General features: G+C 55.5%; 18 protein-coding genes. 9 read left to right on the top strand and 9 right to left on the bottom strand.

The window, feature by feature from the left end:
* Positions 1–62: 62 nt before the first annotated feature.
* The 4 genes from AC2FI7_RS17020 to fabD all read right to left on the bottom strand — a co-directional run bounded on the left by AC2FI7_RS17020 (position 63) and on the right by fabD (position 2,905).
* Positions 63–602: a GNAT family N-acetyltransferase gene (locus tag AC2FI7_RS17020; protein ID WP_010442088.1), complete on the bottom strand. Its 540-nt coding sequence runs from the start codon at positions 600–602 to the stop codon at positions 63–65.
* Between the two features lie 139 nt (positions 603–741).
* On the bottom strand, positions 742–975 hold the full coding sequence (locus tag AC2FI7_RS17015; protein ID WP_008756330.1) for an acyl carrier protein: 234 nt from the start codon (positions 973–975) through the stop codon (positions 742–744).
* Between the two features lie 209 nt (positions 976–1,184).
* The gene (gene fabG, locus AC2FI7_RS17010; protein ID WP_010442087.1) at positions 1,185–1,922 is read right to left on the bottom strand and encodes a 3-oxoacyl-[acyl-carrier-protein] reductase; all 738 of its coding nucleotides are present in this window, start codon (positions 1,920–1,922) and stop codon (positions 1,185–1,187) included.
* A gap of 44 nt (positions 1,923–1,966) precedes the next feature.
* Entirely contained in the window at positions 1,967–2,905 is a 939-nt protein-coding gene (fabD, locus tag AC2FI7_RS17005; protein ID WP_010442086.1) for an ACP S-malonyltransferase, read from the bottom strand.
* Between the two features lie 172 nt (positions 2,906–3,077).
* Between fabD and AC2FI7_RS17000 the strand changes: the two genes are divergently transcribed.
* Entirely contained in the window at positions 3,078–4,307 is a 1,230-nt protein-coding gene (locus AC2FI7_RS17000; protein ID WP_496816288.1) for a cytochrome b/b6 domain-containing protein, read from the top strand.
* Between the two features lie 53 nt (positions 4,308–4,360).
* Here AC2FI7_RS17000 and AC2FI7_RS16995 read toward each other — a convergent pair whose 3' ends face one another.
* Both AC2FI7_RS16995 and AC2FI7_RS16990 read right to left on the bottom strand, forming a co-directional pair.
* Positions 4,361–4,933 (bottom strand): YceI family protein, encoded by a 573-nt coding sequence (locus AC2FI7_RS16995; protein WP_319544825.1) that lies wholly within the window; start codon positions 4,931–4,933, stop codon positions 4,361–4,363.
* A 126-nt stretch (positions 4,934–5,059) separates the two neighbouring features.
* A complete protein-coding gene (locus tag AC2FI7_RS16990) occupies positions 5,060–5,569 on the bottom strand; it encodes a hypothetical protein (RefSeq protein ID WP_238528803.1) in 510 nt (169 codons plus the stop codon).
* A 277-nt stretch (positions 5,570–5,846) separates the two neighbouring features.
* On the opposite strand from AC2FI7_RS16990, the gene rpsF reads away from it, so the two are divergent.
* From rpsF to AC2FI7_RS16960, 6 genes are all read left to right on the top strand, one after another.
* Entirely contained in the window at positions 5,847–6,200 is a 354-nt protein-coding gene (gene rpsF, locus AC2FI7_RS16985; RefSeq protein ID WP_029622013.1) for a 30S ribosomal protein S6, read from the top strand.
* Between the two features lie 27 nt (positions 6,201–6,227).
* Positions 6,228–6,455, top strand: a complete 228-nt coding sequence (gene rpsR, locus AC2FI7_RS16980; RefSeq protein ID WP_005608650.1) for a 30S ribosomal protein S18 — start codon at positions 6,228–6,230, stop codon at positions 6,453–6,455.
* A 12-nt stretch (positions 6,456–6,467) separates the two neighbouring features.
* On the top strand, positions 6,468–7,088 hold the full coding sequence (rplI, locus tag AC2FI7_RS16975) for a 50S ribosomal protein L9 (RefSeq protein ID WP_010442081.1): 621 nt from the start codon (positions 6,468–6,470) through the stop codon (positions 7,086–7,088).
* A 153-nt stretch (positions 7,089–7,241) separates the two neighbouring features.
* Complete coding sequence (locus AC2FI7_RS16970) at positions 7,242–7,727, top strand: lytic transglycosylase domain-containing protein (protein WP_010442080.1); 486 nt, start codon at positions 7,242–7,244, stop codon at positions 7,725–7,727.
* 280 nt (positions 7,728–8,007) lie between these two features.
* Positions 8,008–8,709: an autoinducer binding domain-containing protein gene (locus AC2FI7_RS16965; protein WP_170472255.1), complete on the top strand. Its 702-nt coding sequence runs from the start codon at positions 8,008–8,010 to the stop codon at positions 8,707–8,709.
* Between the two features lie 119 nt (positions 8,710–8,828).
* Positions 8,829–9,683 carry an acyl-homoserine-lactone synthase gene (locus tag AC2FI7_RS16960; RefSeq protein ID WP_480455800.1) on the top strand — a complete coding sequence of 285 codons (855 nt, stop codon included), beginning with the start codon at positions 8,829–8,831 and terminating at the stop codon, positions 9,681–9,683.
* Positions 9,684–9,780: 97 nt separating this feature from the next.
* Here AC2FI7_RS16960 and tig read toward each other — a convergent pair whose 3' ends face one another.
* The 3 genes from tig to AC2FI7_RS16945 all read right to left on the bottom strand — a co-directional run bounded on the left by tig (position 9,781) and on the right by AC2FI7_RS16945 (position 14,322).
* Complete coding sequence (gene tig / locus AC2FI7_RS16955) at positions 9,781–11,112, bottom strand: trigger factor (protein WP_170473353.1); 1,332 nt, start codon at positions 11,110–11,112, stop codon at positions 9,781–9,783.
* 185 nt (positions 11,113–11,297) lie between these two features.
* A complete protein-coding gene (locus AC2FI7_RS16950; RefSeq protein WP_029622010.1) occupies positions 11,298–12,422 on the bottom strand; it encodes a porin in 1,125 nt (374 codons plus the stop codon).
* 307 nt (positions 12,423–12,729) lie between these two features.
* Complete coding sequence (locus AC2FI7_RS16945; protein ID WP_029622009.1) at positions 12,730–14,322, bottom strand: NAD(P)H-hydrate dehydratase; 1,593 nt, start codon at positions 14,320–14,322, stop codon at positions 12,730–12,732.
* A 170-nt stretch (positions 14,323–14,492) separates the two neighbouring features.
* On the opposite strand from AC2FI7_RS16945, the gene AC2FI7_RS16940 reads away from it, so the two are divergent.
* Together AC2FI7_RS16940 and glnA are read left to right on the top strand one after the other, a co-directional pair.
* The gene (locus AC2FI7_RS16940; protein WP_010442074.1) at positions 14,493–14,831 is read left to right on the top strand and encodes a P-II family nitrogen regulator; all 339 of its coding nucleotides are present in this window, start codon (positions 14,493–14,495) and stop codon (positions 14,829–14,831) included.
* A 41-nt stretch (positions 14,832–14,872) separates the two neighbouring features.
* Entirely contained in the window at positions 14,873–16,279 is a 1,407-nt protein-coding gene (gene glnA, locus AC2FI7_RS16935) for a type I glutamate--ammonia ligase (protein ID WP_010442073.1), read from the top strand.
* The last annotated feature ends 93 nt before the right edge of the window (positions 16,280–16,372 follow it).

Genomic DNA, 16,372 nt, shown 5'->3' with positions numbered 1-16,372 from the left:
CCATCTTTTCCCGGGATCGGCAAAGTAAATGCCGTTTGCGGCATTGCTCAAGTATAAGCGTTTCAGACCCGCGCCGGGGGTCCATCACGGCGAAACAAATGAACCGCCGTGTCGAGGTACTCTGCCTCACGCAGCAACTTGTAGCCCAACTTCTCAGCCAGTCGCTGAGACGCTGCATGGTCGGCATCAATCAGCGCGACAAGCGGGCCGGGTATGACGCGGTCGAACCAATCATGCGCGGCTTGGGCGGCTTCGCGCCCGTACCCCTGCCCTTGCAATTCTGGGTCCAGAACCCACCCTGCTTCAGGGAAGCCATCAAAATCTTCTCCGAGCTCGCGGTTGCCGAAAAAGAACCCGGCCTGCCCGATCAAAGTGCGATTCGATTGCAGCATCACACCCCATTGACCGAAACCGGTCATCTGCCAGTGGCCAGCGTTGCGCAAGAAGGAATCCCAGGCCTCGCCACGCGTCTTCGGGGTGCCACCGATATGTCGCACAACTTTCGGATCACGCCAGATCTCGGCGAAACGGTTGAAATCCTCGGGGCGCATCGCACACAAGGTCAGACGCGCCGTATTGATCATCGGGATGGATCTTATCATGCCCTTACCCGCTTATTTTTTGCCTCAAGCGCCAGATTGCGAATTCTCAACAGATCAAGGCAAGTGCGAATTACGTCAGGCACAAAAAAACGGCGCTTCCGTTGCCCGGAAGCGCCGCTTTTGTCTTAGAACGATAAGCTTAGGAAGCTTCGCTGATGAATTTGACCGCGTCGCCAAAGGTCTGGATGGTCTCGGCAGCGTCGTCCGGAATCTCGATGCCGAACTCTTCTTCGAACGCCATTACCAGCTCAACGGTGTCCAGGCTGTCTGCGCCCAGATCGTCGATGAACGAGGCGTTTTCAGCAACCTTGTCCTCTTCAACACCCAGGTGCTCAACAACGATCTTCTTTACGCGATCTGCGACGTCGCTCATGTCTATTCCTCATTTCATTTCAGGGCTGTCCGCCCGGTTCTGCCCTTGCCCGTTCGGGATGGACTGGTTTTGCCCTTTCCGGGCGGTTTGGGTCCCGGGTCCCCGGGAAATCAGAGAACCGGCCCTTGGACCGGTTCCTGCGCATATGCGCCGCCTATAACACAGACTACGCACAAGGCAAACGCTTTCGCATCCGCCCCGAATTGCGACTACAACATGGCCATACCGCCATTCACATGCAAGGTGCTTCCGGTAACATAACCTGCTTCGGGGCTTGCAAGATACAGCACAGCGGCTGCGATTTCCTGTGGATCACCCATACGACCTGCCGGAACCTTGAGCAGCAGACCCTTCTTTTGCTCATCGGTCAGCTTCTCGGTCATTGCGGTGGTGATGAAGCCCGGCGCAACCGCGTTCACGGTGATGCCACGGGTCGCAACTTCATGCGCCAGCGCCTTGGAAAAGCCGATCATACCGGCCTTGGAGGCGGCATAGTTCGCCTGACCCGGGTTCCCGATCGCAGCCACTACCGACGAAACGTTCACGATCCGGCCCCAGCGCGCCTTCATCATGCCCCGGATCACGCCTTTGCACAGCTTCATAGTGGCGGTCATGTTCACGTCGATCACGCTCTGCCACTCTTCATCTGACATGCGCATGAACAAGTTGTCGCGCGTGATGCCTGCGTTGTTGACCAGAATATCGACCGAGCCCATCGCCTCGACTGCCTGTTTCGGCAGTGCCTCGACGGCCTCGGGATCGCTCAGGTTGCAAGGCAGGACATGCGCACGGTCGCCCAGACTGTCAGCCAAGGCTTGCAGAGGCTCTACTCGCGTTCCGGAAAGGCCAACAGTGGCACCAGCGTCGTACAGAGCGCGAGCGATATCGCCTCCAATTCCACCCGAAGCACCAGTGACTAGCGCATTCTTACCTGTCAAATCAAACATCTATGTTCCCTCTCTGGCCGCCGAAACCGGCGACTGTCTTTTGTTTATGCGCCGGGGTTAACGGCTTTTTGTACGTCTTCAGGCGATCCAACCGCCGTGCAGGACAGCGCACGATCAATCTTGCGGATCATGCCAGACAAAGCTTTACCCGCGCCGATCTCCCACACCTCGGTCACACCTTGTGCGACCATGTACTGCACGCTCTCGCGCCACCGAACCGAACCTGTGACCTGTTCCACCAGCAGCTGTCGGATCACATCCGGATCGGTCACAGCATCGGCCCGAACATTCGCGACCAACGGCACGGCAGGTGCCTTGATTTCCACGGCAGCCAGAGCGTCTGCCATTACATCTGCAGCAGGTTGCATCAGCGCACAGTGAAATGGAGCACTTACAGGCAACATAATCGCGCGTTTGGCACCTTTTTCCTTGGCAATCTCGGCAGCGCGTTCAACAGCGGCCTTTGCGCCCGAGACGACGACCTGTGTCGGATCGTTGTCATTGGCAGCCTGACAAACTTCTCCCTGCGCGGCCTCTTCGGCCACCAGACGCACTGCTTCTAGGTCCAGACCCAGGACTGCGGCCATTGCGCCTTCACCTACCGGTACAGCGCTTTGCATCGCCCGTCCGCGCGTCCGCAACAGCCGTGCGGTGTCAGCAACTGACAGAGCACGGGCAGCGGCCAAAGCCGAGTATTCACCCAGCGAGTGTCCGGCCACATAGGATGCCATCGAGATTGACGCTCCTTCAGCCTCCAGTGCACGCATCGCCGCCATCGATGTCGCCATCAGCGCAGGCTGAGCATTTTGCGTCAGCGTCAATTCAGCAATATCGCCTTCCCAGATCAGATCGCTAAGCTTTTCGCCCAAGGCCTCATCGACCTCATCGAAAATGGCGCGCGCGGCGGGATAGGCCTCCGCCAGTGCTTTGCCCATTCCGATGGTCTGGGCACCCTGCCCCGGGAAAACGAATGCGCGTGTCATTGCAACCTCATGGATGACGTTAGATTGCGGCGGGGTGTAAACTGACTGACGACGCTGCACAAGCGTTGCATGCGTTCTGCATCAGGACACCTTGACTGTGCATTTCTCCGCCTTGTGTCCGCACAGCATCCCTTTAACTTAGCCGCAACCCAGAAATGCGGAGAGCTAAACAATGTCCCTGACAAATACCCAGTCCAGCTATGGTGGTGTAACCAAAGCATTTCATTGGTTGACTGCACTGCTGATCCTGACGGCTCTGCCACTGGGTTGGTTCGCGAATGAACTGGCCCACGCGATATATGATCAAAACATCCAAACGACCGAGGATGATATCGCCCGCGCGGCCCGGCTATTTTCGTTGCATAAGACCGTCGGGGTCACCGTGTTCTTCGTGGCTCTGGCACGAATCCTATGGGCTCTAAACCAAACAAAACCCGGTCTGCTCAACGCCGATAACAAGCCCGAGGCCTTTGCCGCTGAAACCGTGCACTGGTTACTTTACGGTTCGCTGATATTGGTTCCACTCAGTGGCTGGATCCACCACGCCGCCGCCGAAGGCTTTGCCCCAATTCTCTGGCCGTTCGGTCAGAACCTGCCGTTTGTTCCAAAATCGGCATTTCTCGCCGAGCTAACCGCCGCCTTTCATTGGTTATTCATCTTGGTCCTGGCCGGATCGCTCTTGCTACATATCGCGGGCGCGTTGAAACACCATGTCGTGGACAGAGACAGCACTCTGCGCCGCATGCTGCCGGGTCGGTCCGAGGCGCCACAGCCACCAGCACAACACCATTCGACCGTACCCGCGTTTGCCGCTTTGGCAATATGGGCTGCAGTGCTCGTGGGCGGCTGGGCCACTGGCGAGTTTGACGACCTCGGCAAAGCCTCGGTGGACACTGCAGAGCTTGAAGATGTCCAATCAGAGTGGGAGGTTGAGGAAGGCACCCTGTCGATCACGATTTCCCAGTTGGGGAGTCCGGTGACCGGTGAATTCGCCGACTGGACTGCGGCGATTGCGTTTGAGGACCCGACCGAACCGGGACTGGCGGGATCGGTCGATGTGACCATTGCGATCGGATCACTCAGCCTTGGTACGGTCACCGATCAGGCGATGGGTGCGGATTTCTTCGACAGCAAGACATTTCCCACGGCTCAATTCAAAGCTGATCTTTTCAAAACAGAAACAGGTTACGAAGCACGTGGGCCTCTGACGATCCGGGATAAATCGGTTGATGTTGTTCTGCCGTTCACCCTGGAGATTGCGGACGACGAAGCGACCATGTCCGGCAGTCTGGAGATCAACCGCATGGATTTCAACGTCGGCACATCGCAACCCACTGAAGATTCGTTAGGCTTCACTGTCGTTGTTACAGTTGAATTGACGGCAGAGCGCGACCAGGAATGAAAAAAACCGCCGGAGGGTTGCCTCCGGCGGTAACAGAGTTCGTCAACGTCGGATTAGTCGGCCTTCTGGGCCTCTACCGAAATGCGAACCTCGACTTCGTCGCCGACGAAGGGTGCAAACTGGCCAAGATCGAACTCGCTGCGCACCAGTGTTGTGGTGGCGTCAAAACCGGCCCAGGGTTTGCCCGCCATTGGGTGTTCGCCCACTTGGTTTAACTTGGCGTCCAGTACGACCGATTTGGTAACACCGTTCATGGTCAGATCGCCCGTGATGTTGGCAGTGTTTTCGCCGGTAACTTCAATACCGGTAGAGGTAAACGTGATCAGGTCGCCCTCGGTCACGCCAAAGAAATCTTCGGTCATGAAGTGATCTTCGCGAGGTTTCCAGCCGGTGATCATCTCGACGACCGGCATCGAAACGGTCACGCTGGAAGCGGCGGGATCTTCCTGATCGAACATGATCTCGCCCTCAAAGCCTGAGAACATGCCGTAAGTGGTTGAAAAGCCCAGGTGATTATAGCTGAAAAGAACCTGGCTGTGGCTGGAGTCCAGCGTGTATTTTTCTGCGCTGGCGAAAGCAGTCGTGGCCGAAACGGCCAGAGCAGCGGCAAGAAGGGTGGATTTCATAACAATCTCCGCAATGGTGTTGTCGCAAACCGGGTGGGTTGCTCACCAACAAAAATGTGCTGCCCAAGGGCAGCACACAAGTTTTTTTGATTCACAGAGTCTGTTCCTTTTTGAACAGAATAAAATTCAGGCGAAAATTGTTACGTTTTGGCTGAGTTGACCTTTCAGCGCTGAGCTGACATCGGCCGATTGCAGCGGCAGCTTCATCAGCAGGCTGCCATCCACATCAAACAATTCAACCTGATCATCCGCAAATCGTGCACCGCCCAGCGAGTCGTAGCTGCGGCGCAGAACCGTTTGCGGCCGACCGTTTTCATTCTTCTGCAAAATGCGAACTTCGCGGCGGATCGGATCAAAATAGGCATCTGGGCGTGAATCCATGACCTCGATGGTCAGCAGGCTGACGCCAACAATCAGGAACATCATCGATGCGGCCAGTTTGATCGGCCAAACTTCGGCCCCCATGACAGAGCCAGGCATAAGCCACATTGAAAATGCCGAGAGGATCAGAAAAGCCCCTACGACACGCATAAGAACGATCCGTGCGCGCCAGTTCGGCGCGAAGGTAATCAGAACGGGAACTGATTTCTCAAATGCTGCGCGAGACGCAGATTGTTCAAAAGTGTTTGTGTTCATGACGGCCATTGTTTTGCCCTGTCTAATTTTTCCAAACTGCCGGGTACTCCGGTCTTCATGAACAACCTCGGGGCGAAAAGCGTCAGGAATTGGGCACACCAAAGGAAATTGGGCGACTTCACCAAGGCATCCATGGCAGGGCTTGCCCCGACCGCGCAAACGTGTATACGGGGCCATCCTTCGCAAAGGTTATGAATCGCGCAGCCTCTCGTGGCAGGGTCGCGAAGGACCAATGGCCCCGCCTTTGAAATGCGCCTTGATATAAACAGGAGTGCACATGCCACTGTATGAGCATGTAATGATCGCGCGTCAGGATCTGTCCAACGCGCAGGCAGAAAGCCTTGTCGAACATTTCGGCACCGTTTTGGCTGACAACGGCGGCAACGTCGTCGACAGCGAGTACTGGGGCGTTAAGACGATGGCTTATAAGATCAACAAGAACCGCAAAGGCCACTATGCCTTTCTGAAAACCGATGCCCCTTCGGGCGCGGTTCAGGAAATGGAACGCCTGATGCGCTTGCATGACGACGTTATGCGCGTTCTGACCATCAAGGTCGACGAGCACAACGAGGGCCCCTCGGTCCAGATGCAAAAGCGCGATGAGCGCGAAGGCCGCCGCGAGCGCCGCTGATCAACGCCTGACGAAAGGACATAACCCATGGCCGCAAAACCATTTTTCCGCCGCCGCAAGGTCTGCCCGTTCTCGGGTGAGAACGCGCCAAAAATCGACTACAAAGACACCCGTCTGCTGCAGCGCTACATCTCAGAGCGCGGCAAGATCGTACCTTCGCGCATCACCGCCGTTTCGGCGAAAAAGCAGCGTGAACTGGCCCGTGCTATCAAGCGCGCCCGCTTCCTCGCCCTGCTGCCCTACGCTGTGAAGTAAGGAGAGACTGACATGCAAGTTATCCTTCTGGAACGCGTTGCGAAACTGGGTCAGATGGGCGACGTCGTTGACGTAAAGCCCGGCTACGCCCGCAACTTCCTGCTGCCTCAGGGCAAAGCACTGAGCGCATCCGAATCGAACATCGCATCGTTCGAGGCCCAGAAAGCGCAGCTTGAAGCACGCAACCTGGAAACCAAGAAAGAAGCTGAAGCGCTGGCTGAAAAGCTGGACGGTCAGCAGTTCATCGTGATTCGCTCGGCGTCAGATGCCGGCGCTCTTTACGGTTCGGTCACCCCGCGTGACGCCGCAGACGCTGCGACCGACGCAGGCTTCACCGTCGACAAGAAACAGATTGTTCTGATCGCCCCGATCAAAGAACTTGGTCTTCACTCGCTGGCAGTCAAACTGCACCCCGAGGTTGAAGTCGAGATCAAGATGAACGTTGCCCGTTCGGAAGAAGAAGCCGAACTGCAGGCATCGGGTAAATCGATTCAGGAACTGGCTGCTGAAGAAGAAGCCGCCGCTGAATTCGAAATCGCTGAACTCTTTGACGACATCGGCTCGGCCGCGTCGGATGACGATGAGTTGGTCGCCGAAGAAGCTCCGGCTGAAGAAGACGAAGCCAAAGCCTGATCCGGCTGTTTCTACGAATCCAAAGGGCCGCACTTATGTGCGGCCTTTTTTGTTTTCTTATCGCCACCAGCAAGATTTAGCCCGATTGATCGCCTAGACTTGCGGACCGGCGAAGGTTTCATATCATCGCCCTTCGATATCAGGAGCATTTATATGACCCCTCTCCTTCGCCGCAGCGTTTTGACCTTGTTGCTCATTGCGCCACTTGCCGCCTGTGGTGGCCCAAACGCTTCAGGTGGCACCGACACCTCCGACCCGCCCCTCTATCCCAATGAGACGCCGGAACTGCGTGCCTCGATCAACAAATGGGCCGATCACTATGAGCTTCCACGAGAGTTGGTGCACAAACTTGCCATCCGCGAAAGCACACATCGCCCCTGGGCGGTGAACCGCCCCTACTATGGGCTGCTGCAAATCCTGCCTGCGACCGCGCGATCTATGGGCTATGCTGGTAATGCCCAGGGATTGCTGGACGCAGACACAAATCTGGAATTTGCAGGTAAATACCTACGCGGCGCGTGGCTATTGTCGGACGGCGATCAACAGCGCGCTATTTTTCTCTATGCGAAAGGGTACTACCCCGAAGCTAAGAAGAGGGGTATGCTAGTTGAAACTGGTCTAGTTTCCGCCACAAAATAGACGTTATTAATGCGCATTCACCTCGTAAAGTATGCGCATAACCACTCAAACACCCGATAAACTTCGGAATGGGCACCACAAATCTGACATTGACCTGAGCAAAGGACGCCATAAAGATGTGCACCAAAGGCACATTTCCCTTTAAACGGCAGACATTTCCCCTAGCTTCTTGTCATGATATGGGAAATGTGGTGTCCTTGTTGACGTCAGGGAAGACAGTATCTTTTTTCCTGGATAAAGGGATCCGCCCGCTCACTCGGGTCTAGCTGGTCGTTGCCGTATGGATATTGTTGATCTCAGCACCCTTCCAGAACAGGATACTCGATATGACGAGTTCCTGCGCCAAGTCTGTGACAAATACGAAATGGACCACGCAGCCTATGCGGGTATGAACCCTGCTGCGGGGACGATCCACGGCCACGTGACTTATGGGGACGACTGGAAAACCCACTATCAAGAGCAAGGCCTGCACCTGATCGATCCGACGCTGCACATGAGCCAGCGCAGCATCGCCCCGGTCGATTGGAGCCGTCTGGAACGCGGCAAGGATTTCCAGCGCGTTTTCCGTGATGCACATGATTTTGGCATTCCAGATCAGGGCATTACGATTCCTGTGCGCGGGCCGTACGGAGATATCGGCCTGCTCAGCGCCGTGCGTGAATGCAGCCGGGAAGAGTGGAAGAAACTGGTGCCCAACGTGATAAGTGACCTGCAATCTTTGGCCGTACACATTCATGACAACGTCATGACGTCGGATACAATCAGCCGAATGCTGTACCACCCGACCCTCTCCAGCCGCGAGTTGGAGATTTTGCAATGGGCCGCAGCAGGCAAATCACAGCAGGATATCGGCGATATTCTATCGATTTCGCACCGTACGGTTGAGGTGCACTTGCGCTCTTCTCGCGAAAAGCTTAATGCACTGACGACTCCGCAGGCCGTCGGTCGCGCCATCGGAATCGGCTTAATCTACCCAGGGTAAAGCCAAATCTTGCCAAAATTGGGCTAAAAAAAGCCAATATTACGGGAAACCCCCAATAGATTCGCTGTGGAAACCGAGTAACGTCTTATCCACAGACAGATCACTCGAAGGGGGTTAACATGATTTTGGTAGTTGATGGGCTGAACAGACATCTGTTCACCGAAGTTCTTGACGATATGTTCGAACTGCGCGCTCGGGTTTTTGGCGGGCGACTTGGTTGGGACGTTAACATCCAAGATGGGAAAGAAATCGATCAATTCGATCATCTGGATCCTGCATATGTAATCGGTCTCGACGATGAGGGGAACGTCGTGGCCGCAGTACGTGCACTCCAGACCACTGGCCCACACATGCTTTCGGATGTGTTCTCGGATATCTTATGCGGCGAAGCACCAATGCGCAGTGCGACCATGTGGGAATCGACCCGCTTCTGTGTCGATACGCAGCGTTTGACTCGAGGAAAAGAGAAAAACTCGGTCTCATATGCGACCTGTGAGTTGATGATTGGATCACTGGAATATTGCCGCAGCGCGGGTATTCAAGACATCATCACCGTCATCGACCCGGTCATGAACCGCGTCCTCAAACGCTCGAACTGTGCGCCCTACGATTATGTTGGCGAAACAGTACCGATGGGCAAAGTGCCGGCGATGGCGGCCCTGCTGGATTGCTCGGAAGAAAGGATTTCGGGCCTTCGAGAGTTTGCTGACATCCACCACGATGTCTTTATCGAAGAAGAAAAGGCATTGGAGTTCTTCGAGGCAAAAAAGGCAGCGACTGCCAACCCGGCAAACCGCGACCACAAACCGCTCACCGATCTTGAGAAGTATTTTGTCGAACAGATGAGTGCGGCAAAGACGGAAGTGGAAAGACAGGCAGTGCTGAAACTGATCGAAGCGCTGACCGATACATTCACCCCAGAGCAAAAGACCGCTCTGTTACAGACCCCCCGTGCTTTTGCTCATGAGGCCTGACCCCCTCACCTCATAGTACAAAGCCACCCATGCGGAGCCGTCTAATTTCCAGACGGCTCCGCTTTTTTGTGGCCCCAGGCCGGGAGAAGGAAGAGGATTATTCCTCTTCCAGTGCCTCAACGGCTTTTTGCAGGTCGTCTTTGCTGACTTCTTTGTCTGCGACCTGAGCCAGCTCGACGATGTAGTCGACAACCTTGTCTTCAAAGATCGGCGCCCGCAATTGCTGCTGCATCTGAGCGTTCTGCTGCACGAACTCAAAGAACTGACGTTCCTGACCTGGGTACTGACGTGCCTGGTTCATGATCGCCTGAGTCATCTCGGCATCGGTCACTTCGACTTCGGCCTTCTGGCCCAGCTCTGCCAGCAACAGGCCCAGACGCACGCGGCGCTCGGCCAGTTTGTTGTGCTCGTCGGTGGGCTCGATCGGATCATGATCGTGGCCTTCAACTTCAGGGTTCTCTTCGTGCCACAGCTGATGTGCAATCTGTTTGGCTTCGGCTTCCACCAACGAGGGCGGCAGGTCGAACGAAACTTTCTCGTCCAGCACGTCCAATAGCGCGCGCTTCATAACCGCACGCGACGCACCGGCATATTCCGCTTCCAGGCGCTCACCAATCTGCTCTTTCAAAGCAGCCAGATCATCGGCACCAAATTTCTTTGCCAGTTCGTCGTCAACCTCGGCTGCAACCGGTTCTTTCACTTCTTTGATGGTGCAGGTGAATACGGCGTCTTTACCGGCCAGATGCTCGGCACCGTATTCTTCCGGAAAGGTGACATTCACGTCTTTTTCTTCCTCGGCTTTTACGCCAACCAACTGCTCCTCAAAGCCAGGGATGAAGCTGTTCGAGCCCAAAACCAGCGGGTAATCTTCAGCCGAACCACCTTCGAACTCTTCGCCATCAACCTTGCCAACAAAGTCGAACACGATCTGATCGCCATCTTTCGCTTTCGAACCCTTGCGACGCGCTTTGAAGTTCTGGGCGGTTTCGGCCAGGTTGTTCAGCGCTTCTTCCACGGCTGCGTCATCAGCTTTGACAACCAGCTTCTCCAGCTCGACCGATTTCAGGTCAACCTCTGGAATTTCGGGCAGTGCTTCGTAGGACATCGCAACTTCTACGTCATCGCCTTCTTTCCAGTCTTCATTGGTCATCTTGACCTCGGGCTGCAGTGCAGGACGCTCGCCGCTGTCCTCAAAGTGCTTATTCATCGCACCGTCGATGGTTTCCTGCATCGCTTCGCCAAGCAGGCGCTGGCCAAACTGCTTCTTCAGCAGCGCCATCGGCACCTTACCTTTACGGAAACCCTTCATCTCGACTTCGGGCTGCGCTTCGGTCAGCTTTTCGTTGACCTTGTTGTCCAGCTCGGCAGCGGTCACAACGATGTTGTACCCGCGTTTCAGACCTTCATTCAGCGTCTCGGTAACCTGCATTATGGTAGTCCCCATAGGATTCGGGGCGCGCAAAACGGGCGCGCCGGGCAAATTTGACGCCTTCTATTTGCCCAGCCGCCTACGTGCAAGAGGCAAAGGCCTTTTCAGCCCCGTTTTGCCCATATCACAGACGAAAAAACGCCCCGGCGCAGGCCGGAGCGTTTGGTCATTACAGAGTTAAGAGCTCAGAACTTCCAGCGGGCGCCCAACACCCAGGCTTCGTTGTTGTCGAACGAAGCGCCATCTTCGAAGTCGTGATTGCGGTATTTCAGGTAGGCATCTGTATTGATGCTGTCGATACGCTGAACGACAGCGATGCCCCAAGCGTCTGTGCTGGACCCGTCATTCACGAAGTCCGAACCCGAATAGTAGTCGATCCCGATACCGGTTTTGCCCCAGGAGACCCACTGATCTTCATACGCGATCTTTCCATAGAAGTAGTTCGGATCAGACGCACCGTCCGCATCATTGTCGCGCGTGCCCGCAGCGACGGTGAAGCTCAACCCACTCTGCAGCAGAACGGACGCGGAACCGATGGTATCCTTGCGATCCCCTGATCCATCGTCAGCCGAACGAACCGAGTAAGCAATGGCTGCAGCAAACTCGACCCCGCCACCGAAGGTGTTGTTGTATCTGAGGCCAACATCATAATAGTCATCGTCATCGCTGCTGGACAGGATGTTCTGACCATATGCCAGCCCAGCGGTGAATCCACTGAACTCGGGTGTATCATAACGAACACGGCCACGACGCGCGCCGTCAAAGTTGCTGCTGGAATCGCCTACGGTGATATCGCTTAGGAAACCGTCAGTGCCGCGATAGAAAAAACCGCCGTTCTCGTCATTAGTGAATGAATACAGCGCGGTCCCGACATAGGACAGGTCCACTTCGGCGGCACCGTCCGCCACCATGCTGCCCTGACCAGCAGAGAATTTACCCCAGTCACCCGCCAGAGCGAAATCTACATGCCGGATGTCTTCGCGAGTCCAACCGCTGAAATCAGTGCCCAACTGGTTCCACTCGCTTGAATTCGGAAGTCCCAATCCGGTTTCCAGCCGGAATGTGAAATCGTTGTTCCCAAAAGGCTGTAACAGCTCAAGTCCGACCCGGCTATTCGAAAGGTCGTTGTCCAACACGCGGGTCTCGGTGTCTTCTCCATCATCGACCGAGATCAACGCAGGGTGCAGCTGCCCGTATAGCAACACATAACCACCTGTGTTGTTTTCATATTTGAGTTCGGCGGCGGCAGGTATCGCGGTTGTTGCAGCAAAAGCTGCTGCTAAGGAAGTCAGTTTATAATTCACTGTCATGTCATTCACCGTAGATGGTTCTTTAAGTTTGATACTGCTCAAATGCTCATCGGCTCCTGCATTTCCAATGATACCCGGCTCAAGTTCCGCATTCATTGCTTTATCGCCACAGGTATCTGCGTCGAAGGCAAGAATTCTGCATTAATTTCAATTCATTGATCGAGTCCCAGAAGCGACTCTAATAACCATGCAAGAAAATTGTGACGCTGATCGTTGCATACTGCAAACAGCCGCTATGCGACTGGCGGGACGCAGCGGCATAAATTCGCCGCTTTGGGCTGTGATCGGCCATTAACCGCCGATCCATTTATACTTCAATCTGTTGCAATACGGCGGGCAACTGCTCGGCTAAATCTTCGGCGATCAAGCCTGGCCCAAATATCCGAGCGCATTCAACATGCAGCCAGGCCGCCGTTTCTGCCGCTTGCATTGGCTCGAACCCACGGGCAAGCAATCCGGTGATGAAGCCGGCCAACGTATCGCCCGATCCGGCCGTTGCAAGCCAAGGGGCCGCCCGGTTGTAATGTGCAGAATTGACCGAGCACCGCCCGTCCAGCGTGGCAATGACCGTGTCAGGCCCTTTCACCAATACACAACATCCAGCTCGCGCCGCAGCCTCACGAGCCGCATCAACCTTAGAGAATGCCGGGCCCTTGGCGGGCACTTCATTCAGCTTTTCTGCGATATCCGGGAACAAACGCGCGAACTCTCCTGTATGCGGCGTCAGCACGCATCTTTCATGCAGCAGTTCTAATAGCGCCCCCGGTTCTTCGGCAAACGCTGACAAGGCATCCGCATCCAACACAGTCGGCCGCGCTGCGCTTAGTGCAACCGGCACCAATTCCCGAGATCGCGTTTCCCCCAGGCCCGGTCCAAGGCACAATGCGTTAAACCGCTCATCCTGCAGAGTTTCAAGTAAGTCCCCTGCCCCATCAACCCGCTTCAGCATCAGAGCGGTGATCTGGCTCGCGATCTCCATTTGCGCGGCAGGTGGCGCACCCAGTGTCACCAACCCCGCCCCTATCCGCAGCGCCGCTCGAGCTGCCAAACGTGCGGCCCCGGTTTTGCCGACGCCGCCCGACAGCACAAGCGCATGACCGTGCGAGTACTTATGGCTGTGCTCACTTTTGTAGAGATGAGTGCCAGATGGCGCTTCGACAGAAGTTGCCGCCTCAATCCCTCCATCATCCCGATTCAATCCGATATCTTTCACGACCAGCCGACCGCAATGAGATGGACCCTCACTCAGAACATGCCCAAGCTTTCGCGCGTGGAATGAAACGGTCAGGGCGGACCGTGCGCAACGGCGACCATGCTGTGCAAAGGCGCCCCCAATAACTTTGCCTGAATCCGAGCAGAGACCTGAAGGCAGATCAATTGCGACTGTTCGTGGTGGTACGATATCGGTTCCACCACCTTGCCTGCGCATTTCCCATGCGTCTTCCGCATCATCATGCGCCCATAGGTATTCCCACAAAACCGGATCTTCGATTGGTCGCGTCAATCCGGTGCCAAACAATGCATCAATGGAAAGGTCAGGATGCTGAATTTCAGCCCTACCAAAATCAGCCACGCCAAGCGTCCTTCCTTCCCACCGTTCATAGTTTACGCGCGCATCCGGTGGCAATTTGGCAGGGTCACCATAGAGCAACACTTCGACTTGCCACCCCTGCCCTTGCAGCAACCGCGCGACCACAAAGCCGTCTCCGCCATTGTTGCCCGGGCCACTTAATATCACCGCGCGACCACCGGATTTCGCTAAGTCTGACCATTCCTCAAAAATCGCGGCCACAACGCCTTGTCCTGCGCGCTCCATCAACTCAAGACCCGTCGCCTGCCCAAGACCAATCGCGGTGGTCTCGATGAGGCGTATTTGCGCAGCGGTCAGCAGTTTCGTCATCTCTGGCCCCTCAGGCGATTCAAATTCGATTACTTTTTGTGCACAGCGATCAAAATTTGATCCAATGATCGCTTTCACTGTTTCTGGCAGCCTGCAACACAGCAATCAGATTGCCGCCCAATCTTAGACGTGATCAGTGCCTTCAAGACAACCATGCAAGGTGAGCCGGAATGAAAAAGATCGAAGCGATCATCAAGCCGTTCAAGCTGGACGAAGTGAAAGAAGCGCTGCAGGACGTGGGCGTTCAAGGTCTGAGCGTGATCGAGGTCAAGGGCTTCGGACGCCAGAAGGGCCATACCGAACTTTATCGCGGCGCGGAATATGTCGTCGACTTTCTACCCAAAGTAAAAGTCGATGTAGTGCTTGAAGATGATCAGGTTGACGCTGCCATCGAAGCAATCATATCCGCTGCCAAAACAGACAAAATCGGCGATGGCAAAATCTTTGTCTCACCGGTTGAACAAGCTGTTCGCATCCGCACCGGCGAAACCGGTCCAGACGCACTCTAAATCATCCGAATACAAACATATCTATCAGAAGGACCAATGGAATGAGCGTAGACGCAGTGCTCAAGACACTCCGCGAAGAAGACGTCGCTTACGTCGATATTCGTTTTACCGACGTGCGTGGCAAGCTGCAGCACGTAACCGTGGACGTTGATCTGGTTGACGAAGACTTCCTGGAGGAAGGTTTCATGTTCGACGGCTCGTCCATTGCGGGCTGGAAGTCGATCGAGAACTCGGACATGAAATTGATTGCCGATACGACCTCGGCTTACATCGATCCGTTCTATGCCGAAAAGACGTTGTGTCTGCACTGCTCGATCGTTGAACCTGACACTGGCGAAGCATATGGTCGCGATCCGCGTGGCACCGCGCAGAAGGCCGAAGCTTACCTGAAATCCAGCGGAATCGGCGATGCTGCCTATATGGGCCCCGAAGCTGAGTTCTTCTTGTTCGACGACGTTCGTTTTTCGAACAGCATCAATAAGGTATCGTTCGAAGTCGATGCGACCGACGCATCCTGGAACACCGACACTGAATACGAGATGGGCAACATGGGCCATCGTCCGGGCATCAAGGGCGGTTACTTCCCCGTGAACCCGATTGACGAAGCACAGGATCTGCGCTCGGAAATGCTGTCAACCATGAAGCGTCTGGGCATGAAGGTCGATAAGCACCACCATGAGGTCGCGTCGTGCCAGCACGAACTGGGCTTGATCTTTGACAGCCTGACCAAGCAGGCCGACGAGCTGCAAAAGTACAAATACGTCATCCACAACGTGGCGCACGCCTATGGCAAGTCGGCTACCTTCATGCCCAAGCCGATCTATGGTGATAATGGCACCGGCATGCATGTGAACATGTCGATCTGGAAAGACGGCAAGCCGCTGTTTGCGGGCGACAAATACGCCGACCTGTCGGACGAAGCGCTGTACTTCATCGGTGGTATCCTGAAGCACGCCAAAACCCTGAACGCCTTCACCAACCCAGCAACCAACAGCTACAAGCGCCTGATCCCGGGTTTTGAGGCTCCTGTTCTTCGCGCTTACTCGGCACGTAACCGTTCGGGTTGTGTCCGTATCCCGTGGACCGAAAGCCCGAAAGCCAAGCGCGTCGAGGCTCGTTTCCCCGATCCGGCCGCAAACCCCTACCTGGCGTTTGCTGCGCTGCTGATGGCCGGTCTGGACGGCATCAAGAACAAGATCGATCCGGGCGAAGCCATGGACAAGAACCTGTACGATCTGCCCGCCGAAGAACTGGCCGACATCCCGACCGTTTGCGGATCGCTGCGTGAGGCTCTGGAAGCTCTGGCATCCGATCACGACTTCCTGCTGCAGGGCGACGTTTTCACAAAAGACCAAATCGACGGCTACATCGCATTGAAGATGGAAGAGGTCGAAACCTACGAGCACACACCGCACCCGGTTGAGTACGGCATGTACTACAGCTGCTGATCCAATAGCATATCGGACTGTTTCAAGGGCGCCCTTCGGGGCGCCCTTGTTTCGTTTGACGCGATCTTCCACACTCGCTGAACCAGCACCAAA

Source organism: Ruegeria sp. YTSA064 (genome assembly GCF_059610325.1).
This window is presented reverse-complemented; position numbering and strand designations above follow the sequence as displayed.